Here is a 14,323-nt window from a genome sequence, read left to right as displayed (position 1 = left end):
CGGCAGAAAATCCTTGTCTAGCGCTCGGATACAGGCGATCTTCACCTCAAACGACACGCCACTTGGGGAATGCAGGTCTAGAGGCGGGGATGCCGCCGTTGGATCGGACGGCCCCGACAACAGGTTCCCTCCATGCCCGCTCTTCAGACGCCCGCCTCCCTTTCCTCCGCAAGGCGCCATCCGCTGCGCGTTCTCCTGTCCCTCGTCAGCGAGGAGAGGGGCCGCGTGATGCGGGCTGTCGCCTCGTCGGTCATCAACAAGATCTTCGACGTCATGCCGGAGATCCTGATCGGCATTGCGCTCGACGTAGTGGTGCGTGGCAAGGATTCCTTCGTGGCGCAGGTCGGCATCACCGAGCCCGTGCACCAGCTCACCCTGCTCGGCATCGCCACCTTCCTCATCTGGTTCGGCGAATCGCTGTTCGAATATTTCTACCAGATCCTCTGGCGGGGGCTGGCGCAGGACGTGCAGCATCGCCTCCGTATCCTCTGTTACGACCATGCCCAGCATCTGCCGACGAGCTTCTACGAGGAGAACCGTTCCGGCGATCTCGTCGCCGTCCTGAACGACGACATCAACCAGCTGGAACGCTTCCTCGACCGCGGGGCGAACGAATTGATCCAGACCTTCGCCGCCGTCATCCTCGTCGGCGCGGTGTTCTTCATCGTCAGTCCGCTGATCGCGGTCATCGCGTTCACGCCGGTGCCGGCGATCATTGCCGGGGCCTTCTGGTTCCAGCGCCGGGCGCAGGCGCGTTACGACGCGGTGAGAGCGCGGGCCGGCGGGCTCGGTGCGCGGCTCACCACCAACCTGCAGGGCCTCCAGACCATCCGCGCCTTCGGCGCCGAGGCGCGCGAGACGGCGGCGCTGACGGCGGAAAGCCGTGGTTATGTGGAGGCGAACCGGGCGGCGATCCGCGTCTCCTCTGCCTTCATCCCGATCATCCGCATGGCGATCCTGTCCGGCTTCCTCGCCACTTTCCTCATCGGCGGCTGGCTGACCCTGAACGGCGAGATGCAGGTCGGGGCCTACGGCCTGCTCGTCTTCCTCACACAGCGCCTGCTCTGGCCGATGACCGGCCTGGCCGAGATCGCCGATCTCTACGAACGCGCCATGGCCTCGACGCGTCGCATCCTGCGCCTGCTCGACGAGCCGCGCGGCGAGCCGCACGGCGTCCACGAGGCAAAGGTCTCCGGCCGCTTCGAGATCGATGGCGTCGACTTCCGCTATGCGACGAGCCCCGGTGGTGTCAGGGACATCAATCTTGCCATCGAGGCAGGTGGGACGGTCGCCCTTGTCGGCCCCACGGGCAGCGGCAAGTCGACGCTGATCAAGCTTCTCGGCCTGTTCATTCGTCCGCAGAGGGGACGTATTTCTCTCGACGGTGTGCCGCTCGCCGACTGGTCCGGCGAATGTCTCCGCAAAAGCATGGCCTGGGTACCGCAGGAGGTGACGCTGTTCTCCGGCTCGATCGCCGACAACATCGCCTATGGACGGCCGAGTGCAAGCCGTGAGGCGGTGGAGGCCGCCGCGCGCATGGCGGAAGCCGACGGCTTCATCCGCGACCTGCCCGAAGGTTACGAAAGCCAGATCGGCGAATACGGCCAAAAACTTTCGGGTGGCCAGCGCCAGCGCATTGCGCTTGCCCGTGCGCTCCTCATCGACCCCGCGATCCTCATCCTCGACGAGGCGACGAGCGCCGTCGACAACGAGACGGAAGCGGCGATCCAGCGCTCGCTCGCCAGGATGAAGGGCGAGCGGACCGTGATCCTCGTCGCGCACCGGCTCAGCACGGTGGTCCATGCGGACGCGATCCATGTGATGGAGGCAGGGCGGGTGATCCAGTCCGGCACGCATGACGAACTGGTGGAACGTCCGGGACTCTATCGCAATCTCTGGAACATCCAGACGGGGCAGGCGGAAATCGCTGAAACGTAGCGCGGTTTGTCGCGCTGCCGCGACCTTCTCCCCGCTGCGGGGAGAAGGTATATGCCGCACCGGTGCCCTCAGACAGTGGCCCTTGAGGGCAGGTGTCGGACAGGGGTTGCCTTGTCCCTCTCAGTGCGCTTCGTCCCAGTTGTTCGCCGCCCGTGCATCCACCTTTAGCGGCACCTTCATCGAAAGTGCCGGCAGGGACGCATTTTCCATCACGTCGACAATGACCGGGATCGCCTTTTCCACCTCGCCGTCCTCGACCTCGAAGATCAGTTCGTCATGTACCTGCAGCAGCATGCGGGCAGAAAGGCCCTGAAATCACCGATGACCAGCTCCTATCCCTCTTGGGCAACGGCAGCAGCCCCGCCCAGATCACAGAAGGGACGCGCGAATGCGTCGAAGTTCTGGGAGGGGTGAACGAGGCTGTCTATCGCGACGTTCCCGGCGATGTGATGGGAATGATGAAAACCGAATGCAGAAAACAGCTTCAAGGCTGGCTCGATGACCCGCGCAGGAACAGCACAGAGCTTCAGGTGAGCGACTTCGACCGTGAGGACCTGGCTCAACGGATCATCGCGCTCGATGACGCTCAAGCGGCAGAGCGCGAGACGCAGCGCGAGGCGGAAGAGGCTGAGCGGGCAGCGCAACGCGAAGCCGAGGCCGCGGCTCGGATAGAAAAAATGGGGGCAGAGCTGGCCGAGGTCACAGCACAAGCGCAAGAACTGCGAAGCGCGTTCGAGGCTCGACGGGAGGTTCTAGCACCAGCCTGTGAAACGCTGCGTGGACTTCGAGAAGAACTCCAAGCAAAGAACCGGGTTCATAGCCAAGAATAGCTTCAACAAACGGTCCATTTTGGGAGGTGTCTGAAGACGATGGTTCGTCGTGTATTATGACCGTTTCGGGTCATGGATTTAAGACCGTAACCCGAAAACATTTTAGCACGTAATCACGCTGTTCAGCACTGATCATCAAGTCAGAGAGTGCATCGGCCTGAGTAAGGTCTAGTTCTTCGATCTCGGAATGAGCTAAATTTGTGCAGACAAGCGACGCATTCCTTATCGAGGCCCCGTTTAAGTTTGATCCAACGAACTTGACGGAGGTAAGATTACATTTGTTGAAATTGGCACCACGAACATCACAAAATTCGAAAGTGCTACCCTCTAGGTCCTGTCCCGTAAAGTTGGCTTCAAGAAAACGCGTCCGATAGCACGATATACCGCCGATGATATGGCGGGCATTGGTGCTTCGGTGAACTTCTAGATCGACTTCAGTCTCTGAAAGGTTGCAGTCTTTCAGCAGCAGCATGAAGCCTCGGCATTTGATAAATCTATTTTTCGAAAGATCGCATTCTGAAAGAAAGGCATCCGAGAAATCACACCTGAATCAAGACCTTGCCTTTTGCTTTCTATTTGAACGCCATTCCGAGTGAGCTTCTGTGATATGTTGAGCATCCAGGGGACTAACATGAAGGCTTTTTATCTAAAACTACTCTTGGTGTTTTGGCCCGTAGTTGTCACCGCCGGTGGAGGTGAAGAATTGCCAGCGCCTGCAGGTCCGAGCGTCACCGTCAACTACATTGATCTACACGGCCATGATGTAGATTTAGGTGAGCAACTGCCAGAAATATCGAAAGCCATGGGAACCCGGTTCATATTTATCCATGGTTTTCGCACTCCAAGTGCTCGCGGACAACGGCTAGCAGCACATGTGGGCGCCCACATTTTTGCTACAATGCCTGAAGGGGCCAGTGACGAACTTTGGGCCATTTTGTGGAACTCTGGCATGGACACAAGCATCAACTTCGTCGGAGCCGCCCAACGCGCCAATAGTCTAGGAAAGGTTGTCGGGCCACTCTTAAACCAGTTTGTAACAACCAGTGGTGAACAACCCGTAATTGTAATAGCCCACAGTCTGGGGGGGCGAGTAGCACTCTCTGCCCTCAAAGAACTCAAATTCCCAGCGCAGATCGACCTTCTTCTACTGGTTCAACCAGCAGTTCCCTACGCCTCTATCTACGATTGGGCGGGAAAGGATGTTTACAACAGCCTGTTTGACTCTAACCACCCGGATCCAAGACGCCGAATTCTCTGGGATACACCTGCTACGCCCTGTGAATTCGCACCTGCATTGGATCGAGCATCTCAAGTCGTAATCACCCAGACACACAAGGACGAAACTCTAGATATTCCGTTTGAGGCCGGCAGACAGCTCGTTGCTGAGGACTGTTGGCCAGTTGACGGTGATCCTGCCTTGGGGCAGCCTTTCGACCTGCCTTCAACGAGACGTATCGTATACCCTGGAACACCATTGCCTTGGGAGGACATGACTCGCCCGACGGTTAGAGTGATTCATGGGCTTGATCCATTTAATATTCCTGAGCATGAAAGATCGTTCCCCGGATTTCGTGAACCAGACGCAATCGTGGAGTATTCTTTCGAAATTTCTCATCCATCAACCGAATTTGTCGACCTTGAGGACATCCTTGATGTTCCGCCATCTGACTGGCATTCGCCTCTCATAGGACCATCCGGACGTTCTATTCTTAATGCAGTTCGCATTCGATTAAATCGATGAAATGATACGATTTATACGGTTGGCACCCTTAGTTGAGTAGTTATGGCAATATGAGCTCCGCGCGAAACGTCCACATCGATTTATGGATCAATATCCTTAGGAATTCCCAAGACGTAAGACTTGGTCACCAAGCCCTTAGGAAACCGGAGCGAAAATTGGGCCGGCGATCTACCAAAGTGGGTGGTTTGTCAAAACCACCCACTGTGACCTCACGGTGCTAGAACATATCCGATTCCTGCCAAGCATTCCCAAAAACGCTGTCGCTATATCGAAGACATGCAGCGCTTGCTGCGTCAGATCTGAGAGGATAGCAATGACTAAGAAACCGCATGCAGACACCCAGATGTCGAGATATGTCGAACGCCGGGTGCTCGAGCTGAAACCTACCAAGAGCCAGGCTGAGATTGCCGCCCAGGCTGGATACACCAACGCCAACATGATCACGATGATCAAGCAGGGTAGTTCCAAGGTGGCATTGGATCGCGTCCCGGCTTTGGCGAAAGCTTTGGAATGCGACGCTGCCTACCTTATGCGCCTCGCAATTGAGCAGTCGATCGGCCTGACTGCAGCTGAGGCAGTTGTCGAGGTGTTCGGAGAACCTGTCACGTCGAATGAACTTGGCTGGCTAAAAGCAATTCGCAAGGCATCTAATAACACTGATCCCCGGCTGACCAGTCGGTCAGAGACGGCGATCAAGGCCATCTTCGGGAGATAGATGCCATGTATGACCGGAAGGACGAACTGACATTGAATGAGCGCGCCTGGTTGCGGTTCCTCCGTGACGTGAGCAACGGAAGTGATCCTGAGCCTACCTTGCGGAGAGTGCAGTTATTGAGGCGCCTTTGTCGACCTCACAAAGAAAAATGGAATGGGTTTTCGAGATTGCAGCGAGGAATGGCTGGTGAACCCTGCCTCGCCGGGTCCCTCGCTGATTGAACTGAGGTTGCATAAGGTTGACAAAGGTTTACATCCACCCCTCGCGGGATCGACGGATGTAAACCTTTCGACCTCAAAAACACCCCAAAATCAGGCCAAAGGTTTACACTAAGTTTACATTAAGTTGACAGATTTCGGCTCAAAACCAGTTTTTCAGACCAAAATGTAAACCTTTGAACCAGAGAAACCCAATAAAACATGGCTCTCTGGAAAACACATATCCGAACCAAGGCCATAAAAGCTCACGGAGCGACGAAACACAGGCCAGACGACACCAGACACACGTAAGAGAACGGACACAACTCAGGCCAGCGTAGAAAGCGACTGAGACAAAACCTCATAGAGAGCAAATACACAGGTCAAGGCCAGCAAAGCTATTGAGCTACTCTGGAGATCAAATGCCGACGATTACATATAGAGCGGTAATAGCTGCATCTAGAGAGAAACGCCCTAAGAGAACGGACACACGTAAGAGCACCCTAGAGAGCGACCGATAGAGAGAATGCGTGTAAGAGGTGAGCAGAACAGGTGCGCGTGTGTAGAGGGGTAATCGTAGGAGGGAGTGCTCAGCGGCGGCACCCAATTTGCGCTTGTGTTTACCAGACCTCTTATATGCTCCGTTGCTTCTATGCACTCATTGGAGAGCCGGTAACTTGCGGTGCAGCGTAAAGAAGGCGGTGCTTCGATTGTATGTGCTGTTATTCCTTTGGAAGATCCTATTGCGACTTCAAGAGAGTAGCTTCATTGAACCCTTGAGGCGTCGTTCAGCATCTTTTGCAATCGCCATGAGTCTTTCCTGTCGAGTTGTCTCACTAACAGCGTCGCTAACCGGTATGGGGCTGCCCTCGACAAGGCGATCCGACTTCTCATTGTTCGACCGGCTTGGAACGTTTTTCAGTGTATGCGGATTCTTAGATTTTGCCATTGCCCCTAACTCCTAGCCTCATCGAAAATAGACCGATGATTGTTTTCTGGCAACCGCCCAGAGATCAACACCAGCAACACAGGCGTGTCGCCCCTTCGCACCGGTGGCGCAGTCGTATACTTACGGATCATTGCGCCCTGCTGGGCAGTTCAAAGAAAATGGATAGGATCTGGAGTTGGACAAACTGTCAGTCATGCAAGCTTTTCGCCGTATCGTTGAACGCGGCAGCTTTGCCCGCGCGGCGGAAGACCTTGGTGTTTCTCCTGCGCTTCTCAGCAGAGAAATCAAGCTTCTGGAAGAAAGTCTAGGAACCGTCCTCCTCACCAGAACGACGCGATCCATGTCACTGACTGACACCGGCAGCCTTTATTACCAGGACGCAATTGGAATCCTCGACGCAGTCGAAAAAACGGAGCAGTCCATTAGGGAAGGTGCAAAAGCGATGCGTGGGCACCTTCGAGTGAATGCGTCAAGTTCCTTCGGCCAAACCGTTATCGCACCGATGCTTCCAGAGTTCTTGGAAACCTATCCAGATCTGCGATTTACTCTTTCGATGGACGACAAGGTGATCGATATGGTCGAGGGCGGGTTCGATCTGTCGATACGAATCCGAGCCGCGATGCCGGATTCGGCCCTTGTTGCGCGACGGATCGGCGTGATGCGACAGCGGATTTTTGCGTCTCCTGACTATTTGGAGCGATATGGGACACCGACCCAGCCGGCGGATCTGAAAAACCACGCGATCATTGGCTTTTTGCTTGCTGATCATTTGACGAGCTGGAAACTCTCGGCCGCCGAAGGTGTCACAACATTAGAGCTTGATCCGCGCGTGCGCGTCGGCAACAGCCTCGTTTTGCGGGATCTGCTGATAGCGGGGCAAGGCATCGGAACACTGCCCGAGTTCGTCTCTGATGCTCCCGAAGCTAGCGGGGCCTTGGTGCGAGTTCTTCCTGACCACGAACTGCCTGCGCCAGAAGTATTCGCCGTTACAACATCTCGCTTGGGAATGGATGCAAAGGTCACAGCCTTTCTTGATCATCTGCGCCTGGCTCTCAGGTCGTGACATTGTTCAATCCAGGTAAAGAGTGATGTCAAAGAGCGCGGCTTAATTGGCGGCGCAACAAATTCCATTCTCTCAGGGAACAAGTCGTAACCCTGAGAGGTATCCTATGTCACGTATTCTCGTTCTTTACTACTCAAGCTATGGCCACGTCCGCACATTGGCCGATGCAGAAGCTGAAGGCGCCAGAAGTGTTCCCGGCACCGAAGTTGACGTTCGGCGTGTGCCCGAAACCGTCCCTGAAGAAGTCCGCCAGCAGGCTGGCTATGTAGTGGATGATACGCCTATAGCCTTGCCGGCAGATCTGGAAAACTATGATGCAATCATCATTGGAACACCGACCCGATTTGGCATGATGGCCGGCCAAATGAAGTCGTTCCTGGATCAGGCTGGCGGGCTTTGGGCCAGGAACGCTCTGGTTGGTAAAGTCGGGGCGGTTTTTGCATCAACAGGTTCGCAACATGGCGGGCACGAGGCGACCCTTCTGACAACGCAAGTCCCGCTTCAACACTTCGGGATGCTGATTGCCGGAATGCCCTACACATTTGCTGGCCAGACTACATCACAAGAAATCATTGGCGGCGCACCATATGGTGCCGGAACGATCGCCGGTGCTGATGGTTCCCACACTCCTACCGAAACCGACCTGGCCGGAGCGCGGTTCCAGGGTGCTCATGTTGCAAGGATTGCGGCGTGCCTCGCTGGATCAAACCTGCAAGCGGAAGCAGCATAACCCGCGCGCCTCTGAAGTCTCACTCAAATTCTCAAACGCCTCAGCCGGGAGACATACAATGTCACGCTCAACCGATATTCTTCTCACTTCACTCGCCCCAGCGGTATGGGGAAGCACTTATCTGGTGACTACGGAAGCGCTCCCGGCTGGCTATCCGATTACCCTGGCTGCGTTACGAGCTCTGCCAGCTGGCTTGTTATTGCTTGCAGTGACGCGCTGCGTTCCACCACGCGAATGGCTCGGTCGAACTTTCGTCTTAGGCAGCCTCAATTTTGCTCTGTTCTGGGTGCTCCTCTTCGTTGCTGCGTATAGGTTGCCTGGTGGTGTGGCCGCCACCCTAGGATCGTTGCAAGCAATGATCGTGATTTTGATGGCGTGGGGATGGCTTGGAACCCCAATCCGACTTGGTGCACTTGGAGCCGCCGCAACTGGCGTAATGGGTGTGTCTCTGCTGCTGATCGGACCAGAAGCACAACTTGATTGGATCGGTATAGCAGCGGGTTTGGGGGGAGCCGCGTCAATGGCTGCTGGCACTGTTCTCAGCCGGAAATGGCAACCTCCGGTCTCGGCGCTGAGTTTCACTGCGTGGCAATTAACAGCCGGTGGTTTGATACTGCTGCCAGTCGCACTGTTCCTTGAGCCGCCTCTACCTGCGCTTAGCGCGACAAACGTCGCCGGCCTTATTTGGCTTGGGTTGATTGGTGCTGCAGCTACCTATGCTCTTTGGTTTCGTGGGATAGCTCGCCTGGACCCCAGTGCGGTCTCGATGCTTGGCATGATGAGTCCTGTTACAGCTGTCGTGCTCGGCTGGGTATACTTGGGACAAACGCTTAGCTTCACTCAGTCAATAGGAGCAGCCATAGTTATTGGCTCTGTTGTGGTCGGTCAGAGCGTGAGTCGAAGGGACAATTCGAGGTTGAAAAAATGGGGACCAGCAGCAGCTGGATCTGTCTGATGGGTGTTGAGTCACAAACAATGGGCCCGATCACGCAAGTGGGCGAGGAATGGCTCAGCGCCTCGCTCACGCCCGTTCGCCAGATCCTTAGAGTATCGAAGTCCTAGGTTTCCCAACGCATGATTAACGGGATGGGTTCTGGCTCCGCAGCATCCGGGTGTTCCAAACCTCCCCTATGTGCATTCTCTCTCGCTTCTGAAAGAGCTTTTACACAGGCGCTGAAAACGAGCGCGACGAGAGAGATCGTGGGCCGGAGTTTTCACACACCCTCTGCCCATTCCTGCCGTTCACAAATTGGAATCCATGCTCCAGTGCTGCCCGACGTTGCGGACTTCGTTGCAGCGCCAAAGTCTAATCGAGCCCGGACTCCTGGTTTGCGGAGAAACCGGGCGTTCGCCGCGGGTGCAACGTGGTGAAGGCTGAACGGCGGTTATGCGCAGTAAAGCGGACTTTGCAGCCTACGACGACATGCATCATGCCCGCGCATAATCTTCCAGCTAGCAGAGGCTGCGGTGTTCGATCCCATGTTGCGCTTCACCTTAGTGCCGAATGCGCGTGACAACGATCAACCTTAAGAAGTGCTTGACGGCAGAGTCCCGTCCGACCATGTTCTCATCAAACAGCAACCCACGTGGGGAATGCTGGGTCAATCTCAAGCGATCTATTGTAAGGAAATAAATATGCTGAAACGGATATTGGCTATTGGTTTTGCGATTTTGGGAACCAGTGCGCATGCCTATGACTCGGAGGCAGCCGTCGCCGAATACGACAAATCTTATCTTAAGGTTGAGGAGTGTTTTGAAAATGATTCAACTAATCGGGAAGCATGTGTCATAGCGGGCATTCAAGAGTGCGTGAAAGACTTGGAAGAAGTTCTCGAAAGCAAAGGTTTCCTCATCCCCGGAGGAGCTGCAACGTCTCCTCACGAGTATTGTAACTACATCGGTTTGGAACGCGCGGACGAGCATCTGAATGCTGTTTACCAACGCATAATGAAGCAAGGACCACTGGGATCCCAGGACGAAGAGGAGATAGACGAGGAGTGGGTAGCTGATCTGCGTGCGGCTCAGCGCCTCTGGCTTCAGTTCGCGAACAAAATGTGTTCCGAAGAGAACATTGTTGGTTGGCATATGGGGGGCTCGGGCTGGGGCGCAGTAATGAATGAGTGCACCACGCGCCTTTCAATCCAGCAAGCTGAGAACTTGGACCGCTTCTTTACCATCGGTTACTAAGGCTGGTGTCCCCTGAAGAGGTTGCTATCAAACCTTAAACACAGAGGCTTATGCCTTACGCTTGTAGCGAAGAACTGGCAGCCGCCGAATGTGCTCGCAGCATCGGCGGCAGATCTAACCTGCCGCAAAGGGCTCCTTCCAGACCTCGGTGCGATGAAGCACCGGGCCTAAGCTCAAACTACCTGTCGACGCGGACGGCCCATAAACTCATAAATGGATGACGAAGTTCAATAAATGAACAACTTAGCGCAATTAACACATCCCTTTGCTTGCGCTTCTAGTCTCAAAATAACATCTTTAGTAGGCAACGACCTGGGGCACACATGAGCAGATACAACGAACGAATTACTTGGCGTATACACAAGCAGCATCAAAAATGGAGTTGTTGCATCCAAAGACCGGCAATAAACAGATGAAAACTGTGACTGTTGGCATTAATCAAGACGATGCGGATCACTATTTCGACCTTATATACAGGGTGGGAGCAGAAAAGATTAGAAACCTTGCATTGAGAGTGCTTTGGGATCTACGAAAAGAGCCGTTTCAAGATCTCGCAGGAGAGTATTTTCACTGGCCCTATGCTGGCGAGAAAAAGGATTTCTCCCTTGTAGATGAGTTGATTTGGGTCATGCACGAGGACGGGCATGAGCTCTTTGAAGACAACTATCGACCGATTGTTCGCCCACATTGTAAGAACCAATTCGAAACCCTGAGTGATGCTGAAGAAGATCTCCTAGTCGTCGCTACCTCCGAAGGCAGTATAAATGAACTGACGCATTACGAGAGCCTTGAGCTAGTAGTATTGGCAATCGAGGACGAAGTGTTCAATCTGACAAGAAATTACGGCCTGCAACTTCTCGAAGAGGAATTTCTCGCACGGAGATTCCAGTCGTGACCTGGACTGTTTAGATCCACCCGGCGCCAGAACAAGAAAATATGGACAACAACGATATCAAAGGCTTGGGCAGTTTCATTTGGTCGATTGCAGAACTTCTCCGAGGAGATTTCAAACATTCCGAGAATGGCAAGGTCGTGTTGCCTTTCGTGGAGTTGCGCGGTCTCGACTGCATCCTGGCGTCAACCAAGGATGCAGTGCTCTCACTAGCCGACACACTCCCGGGCAATATGGACGAGATCGCCCGGTCGCAAATCCTCTATGCAGTTAGCGGTGATGGCATCAGCGCCAACAACACTAGCCGCTTCATTTTCGCGACGATGCGTCAGCAGCAGGCTAGTGACATCCACAAGAACCTCACGGACTTCATCACGAAGTTCTCTCCCAACGTCTGCAACAAGTTCCGGTTCGACGCCATTCAAAAGGAGATGCAAGCGTAATGGCACGTAAACTCAAGAACGACCAAGAGATCGACGACTTCATTGCGAAAGTGCAAGAGGCTGCTCAGGCAAAGCATGGTCGAAATGTGCAAAACATTATACTTCCCCTTTCGCAAGAAGTGCGGCGGAGGTTCGCCTGGGGGCGTGACGAAATTACAGTTCTCGAACGGGGCGGAAAACTTGCGAGGACGTGTTGGGTAACCCTCAATGGTGCCAGATATGTCTTCTCTTTTGATGGTGACAAGAAAGTCATCCAATTGAAGCCTAAGAGCCTTCAGCAAGCGCCCCAAGCGACATTCGACAACTCAACGAGCCTCGCGGACATTCAACGTGAAGTGCGCAAACTTTAACCGACACCCGCACAACCGCCGCTGTCATCGGTCAGATCGACGTGGAGACCTACGCCAAACCCGACACCGCCGACCGGCGCATAGGCACCATTGAAGAGAGGATGGGCGTATGAAGGGAAAAGCCCTTACAGCACCATCCGCGCAGGGGTCTTTGGACGGATTGTGCGGTATTTACGCGATCATCAACGCCTGCGACCTAGTGATCGGTTCTCGGCTAAAGAGGGCGGAAAAAAAGCTTCTGTTTTGCAAGCTTGTAAACCTGTTGGACGATGGACGCCCCCTCGGAGAAATCATTCATGAGGGAATAGATTCCGATAAGCTCGGTGAACTCATCGATGTTGCCAGTCGCACATTGGCCCTCAAGTATAACTTGCAAGTCAAAAGCACGGTGCCTTGGTTAGATAGAAAGGGGCAGGTTGACGAGTTTTGGCATGACATGACCGATTACGTCGACGCCTCGAAGGGGCGTGTCGTGCTGCTTGGACTTGAAGGCAAACATAGCCATTGGACGGTCGTCAGAGCCGTATCAAGTAAGTCTCTTACTCTGGCGGATTCCGATGGCTTGGCTCGCCTTGCCAGATCGGCCTGTAGCTTAACTAAATGTAAAACTCATCAACTCTGTCCTGAGCAAACCTATTTTTTGAAGCCTGTTTCCGTTCCTGAGATGTAGTGGTTCAGGTGTGATCTGACAGTTGACCGTTTCTCCTCAAGGTGAACGGCGTGTTACACTGCCCCAACGGAATCTGCCGTCCGACCAAGTCTGAGGAATGGGAAGCCCTAGATACCCCTCCGAATAATGAAGGGAATCGGTTCTGGCGCCGCAGCGTCCGGATGATCTACAACTCCTATAGCGACAGCAATAATGTGAACGAAGTAGACAAGAGTTGAGCGAATTCGGACCGTTCAGGCGGGCAGTGCGATATATGGAAATGACAAGTTTTTTCTACTTTTCATGTGCCGAGAAAATCTGCGCCGATCGCTAGAATACCTTTGTTTGCAAAAGGAGGCTCCGTTTTCTTCCTGATCAACACCTAATTACTTATAAGTAAGCGCTTACTGTTAACCGTATCCCGCAGCATTTATCCAAACGATTGAGACGTCCCCAACACACTACTTTTTCAGCCACGCTCTCCGTTCCCGCTCGCCTAGGTGTCGAAATGCGGCGGCAACGTGTTTATTCAGGGCTTCATAAGCAACCATGGTAGATGTCGAGCCGCGGCCAACCCGGTTCTGAACAACGGGCCATCCATTGCTCCGAAACACCTTTCTAATTTCTGGCCTTGATGAATCAATATGCTCTTTCCAGACTTCGTCTCTTCTCATAAGCGCAAGTAAACCGGATTTTAGGAAAACTTCAGCACGTTTCTCTTCTTCCAGACTGATGACTGCACGGATAGCTGGACTTTTTTCAATGTTTAGACCTGTGAACGTAGGCAGCATGAATTGGAAGAATTTCTTCTGTAATTTTGTGTATTTGAAACTTTTTAGATCGGGCAATTCGTGGAGCCCAAGATCGTGAAGGTCTCGGCATTTGAGCGTGACCTCGACGCGGGCTCTTTTTTGATCTTCAGTCAGCTGACAAAATGTGCCCTCCGAGGGATTTTGCTGATCTTTCTCCTTGTTTTGGATACGGATCATGCCACTCGTTTCTTTTTCTCCCAGATACATCGTGCCATCTAGAAACGGGCTGCGAAACTCTTCCGGACCAGGCCGCACTATTAGCGAGTCTTCACGCTTCTCTCCCATTACTGGCGGCAAATATTCGGTTGTAGTAGCGCTTCCGGCATGAGCGGTGACAGCAGCGGTCGAACGAGGCATATCCAATTCATCCGCCCATCGTCCCGTCTCGGCATAGTAAGTCCTCTGCAACAGCCCTACCATCTGCTCCCTTTTTTCATTGGCACCATCACGGCTATAGACGTCTAAACTGAATTCAATTTCCCGAATTTGAGGAACCTTTCGTTCGCCTCGTTTCGCACCCACAGCAGCGATCGCTGCTGCCACGAGCGCGGTTGAGGCCGGCTCTTGGATTCTAATGTCGAACTCGTCAGCCTCTGTGCCTCCTCCGGGGTTGATGGGGGTGATCCAGCTATCACGCGGCAGGACAGTGCGGAGTTCTTGCTGAATCCACCGGAACTGTGTTCTTTTGGTAAATACTCGAACAACTACAAAATCGATGATCGCTTTGAAGCGGAAATCCTTGAGGTCCAGTGTTGGTGTAAGCACCCGACGGTCCTGAAAACGCGCTTGTTTGCCACCAACTTCAGCCTCCACAAACGTCAATTCGC

The 14,323-nt window shown here is 53.9% G+C and carries 14 protein-coding genes and 1 pseudogene; 12 read left to right on the top strand and 3 right to left on the bottom strand.

Going from position 1 to position 14,323, the window contains the following annotated elements; translation table 11 throughout:
• Positions 1 to 132 precede the first annotated feature (132 nt).
• A complete protein-coding gene (locus tag AC2FFD_RS13955; protein ID WP_333848299.1) occupies positions 133 to 1,938 on the top strand; it encodes an ABC transporter ATP-binding protein in 1,806 nt (601 codons plus the stop codon).
• A 120-nt stretch (positions 1,939 to 2,058) separates the two neighbouring features.
• Here AC2FFD_RS13955 and AC2FFD_RS13950 read toward each other — a convergent pair.
• Positions 2,059 to 2,235 (bottom strand): annotated as a pseudogene (locus AC2FFD_RS13950) (DNA polymerase); the annotation flags it as partial.
• Between the two features lie 113 nt (positions 2,236 to 2,348).
• On the opposite strand from AC2FFD_RS13950, the gene AC2FFD_RS13945 reads away from it, so the two are divergent.
• Entirely contained in the window at positions 2,349 to 2,768 is a 420-nt protein-coding gene (locus tag AC2FFD_RS13945) for a hypothetical protein (RefSeq protein WP_496873372.1), read from the top strand.
• Between the two features lie 70 nt (positions 2,769 to 2,838).
• On the opposite strand, the gene AC2FFD_RS13940 is transcribed toward AC2FFD_RS13945, so the two are convergent.
• Positions 2,839 to 3,240, bottom strand: coding sequence for a pentapeptide repeat-containing protein (locus AC2FFD_RS13940; RefSeq protein WP_496873371.1), 402 nt, complete (start codon positions 3,238 to 3,240; stop codon positions 2,839 to 2,841).
• 159 nt (positions 3,241 to 3,399) lie between these two features.
• Between AC2FFD_RS13940 and AC2FFD_RS13935 the strand changes: the two genes are divergently transcribed.
• From AC2FFD_RS13935 to AC2FFD_RS13890, 10 genes are all read left to right on the top strand, one after another.
• Positions 3,400 to 4,509, top strand: a complete 1,110-nt coding sequence (locus tag AC2FFD_RS13935) for a lipase family protein (RefSeq protein WP_496873370.1) — start codon at positions 3,400 to 3,402, stop codon at positions 4,507 to 4,509.
• Between the two features lie 313 nt (positions 4,510 to 4,822).
• Entirely contained in the window at positions 4,823 to 5,224 is a 402-nt protein-coding gene (locus tag AC2FFD_RS13930; RefSeq protein WP_496873369.1) for an XRE family transcriptional regulator, read from the top strand.
• Between the two features lie 1,321 nt (positions 5,225 to 6,545).
• Positions 6,546 to 7,433 (top strand): LysR family transcriptional regulator, encoded by an 888-nt coding sequence (locus tag AC2FFD_RS13925; protein ID WP_496873368.1) that lies wholly within the window; start codon positions 6,546 to 6,548, stop codon positions 7,431 to 7,433.
• 106 nt (positions 7,434 to 7,539) lie between these two features.
• Positions 7,540 to 8,163 (top strand): NAD(P)H:quinone oxidoreductase, encoded by a 624-nt coding sequence (wrbA, locus tag AC2FFD_RS13920; RefSeq protein WP_496873367.1) that lies wholly within the window; start codon positions 7,540 to 7,542, stop codon positions 8,161 to 8,163.
• Positions 8,164 to 8,221: 58 nt separating this feature from the next.
• Positions 8,222 to 9,118: an EamA family transporter gene (locus tag AC2FFD_RS13915; RefSeq protein WP_496873366.1), complete on the top strand. Its 897-nt coding sequence runs from the start codon at positions 8,222 to 8,224 to the stop codon at positions 9,116 to 9,118.
• 680 nt (positions 9,119 to 9,798) lie between these two features.
• Positions 9,799 to 10,350 carry a lysozyme inhibitor LprI family protein gene (locus AC2FFD_RS13910; protein WP_496873365.1) on the top strand — a complete coding sequence of 184 codons (552 nt, stop codon included), beginning with the start codon at positions 9,799 to 9,801 and terminating at the stop codon, positions 10,348 to 10,350.
• 376 nt (positions 10,351 to 10,726) lie between these two features.
• Entirely contained in the window at positions 10,727 to 11,245 is a 519-nt protein-coding gene (locus AC2FFD_RS13905) for a hypothetical protein (RefSeq protein ID WP_496873364.1), read from the top strand.
• 41 nt (positions 11,246 to 11,286) lie between these two features.
• A complete protein-coding gene (locus tag AC2FFD_RS13900) occupies positions 11,287 to 11,685 on the top strand; it encodes a type I restriction-modification system subunit M N-terminal domain-containing protein (RefSeq protein ID WP_496873363.1) in 399 nt (132 codons plus the stop codon).
• Positions 11,685 to 12,035 carry a hypothetical protein gene (locus AC2FFD_RS13895; RefSeq protein WP_496873362.1) on the top strand — a complete coding sequence of 117 codons (351 nt, stop codon included), beginning with the start codon at positions 11,685 to 11,687 and terminating at the stop codon, positions 12,033 to 12,035. The genes AC2FFD_RS13900 and AC2FFD_RS13895 overlap by 1 nt, the downstream gene beginning before the upstream one ends.
• Before the next feature lie 109 nt (positions 12,036 to 12,144).
• Positions 12,145 to 12,705, top strand: coding sequence for a hypothetical protein (locus AC2FFD_RS13890; RefSeq protein ID WP_496873361.1), 561 nt, complete (start codon positions 12,145 to 12,147; stop codon positions 12,703 to 12,705).
• A gap of 440 nt (positions 12,706 to 13,145) precedes the next feature.
• Here AC2FFD_RS13890 and AC2FFD_RS13885 read toward each other — a convergent pair whose 3' ends face one another.
• A complete protein-coding gene (locus tag AC2FFD_RS13885; protein WP_496873360.1) occupies positions 13,146 to 14,309 on the bottom strand; it encodes a hypothetical protein in 1,164 nt (387 codons plus the stop codon).
• Between the last annotated feature and the right edge of the window lie 14 nt (positions 14,310 to 14,323).

Source organism: Ruegeria sp. YTSC002, from assembly GCF_059609845.1.
Note: the sequence above shows the minus strand (reverse complement) of the source record. Positions and strands in the feature narration are given on the sequence as shown.

Bases quoted from the DNA above. Each gene is read 5' to 3' on its own strand.
- AC2FFD_RS13955 (WP_333848299.1), top strand. From the start codon at position 133: ATGCCCGCTCTTCAGACGCCCGCCTCCCTTTCCTCCGCAAGGCGCCAT.
- AC2FFD_RS13930 (WP_496873369.1), top strand. From the start codon at position 4,823: ATGACTAAGAAACCGCATGCAGACACCCAGATGTCGAGATATGTCGAA.
- wrbA (WP_496873367.1), top strand. From the start codon at position 7,540: ATGTCACGTATTCTCGTTCTTTACTACTCAAGCTATGGCCACGTCCGC.
- AC2FFD_RS13905 (WP_496873364.1), top strand. From the start codon at position 10,727: ATGGAGTTGTTGCATCCAAAGACCGGCAATAAACAGATGAAAACTGTG.
- AC2FFD_RS13940 (WP_496873371.1), bottom strand. From the start codon at position 3,240: ATGCTGCTGCTGAAAGACTGCAACCTTTCAGAGACTGAAGTCGATCTA.
- AC2FFD_RS13935 (WP_496873370.1), top strand. From the start codon at position 3,400: ATGAAGGCTTTTTATCTAAAACTACTCTTGGTGTTTTGGCCCGTAGTT.
- AC2FFD_RS13890 (WP_496873361.1), top strand. From the start codon at position 12,145: ATGAAGGGAAAAGCCCTTACAGCACCATCCGCGCAGGGGTCTTTGGAC.
- AC2FFD_RS13915 (WP_496873366.1), top strand. From the start codon at position 8,222: ATGTCACGCTCAACCGATATTCTTCTCACTTCACTCGCCCCAGCGGTA.
- AC2FFD_RS13900 (WP_496873363.1), top strand. From the start codon at position 11,287: ATGGACAACAACGATATCAAAGGCTTGGGCAGTTTCATTTGGTCGATT.
- AC2FFD_RS13910 (WP_496873365.1), top strand. From the start codon at position 9,799: ATGCTGAAACGGATATTGGCTATTGGTTTTGCGATTTTGGGAACCAGT.
- AC2FFD_RS13895 (WP_496873362.1), top strand. From the start codon at position 11,685: ATGGCACGTAAACTCAAGAACGACCAAGAGATCGACGACTTCATTGCG.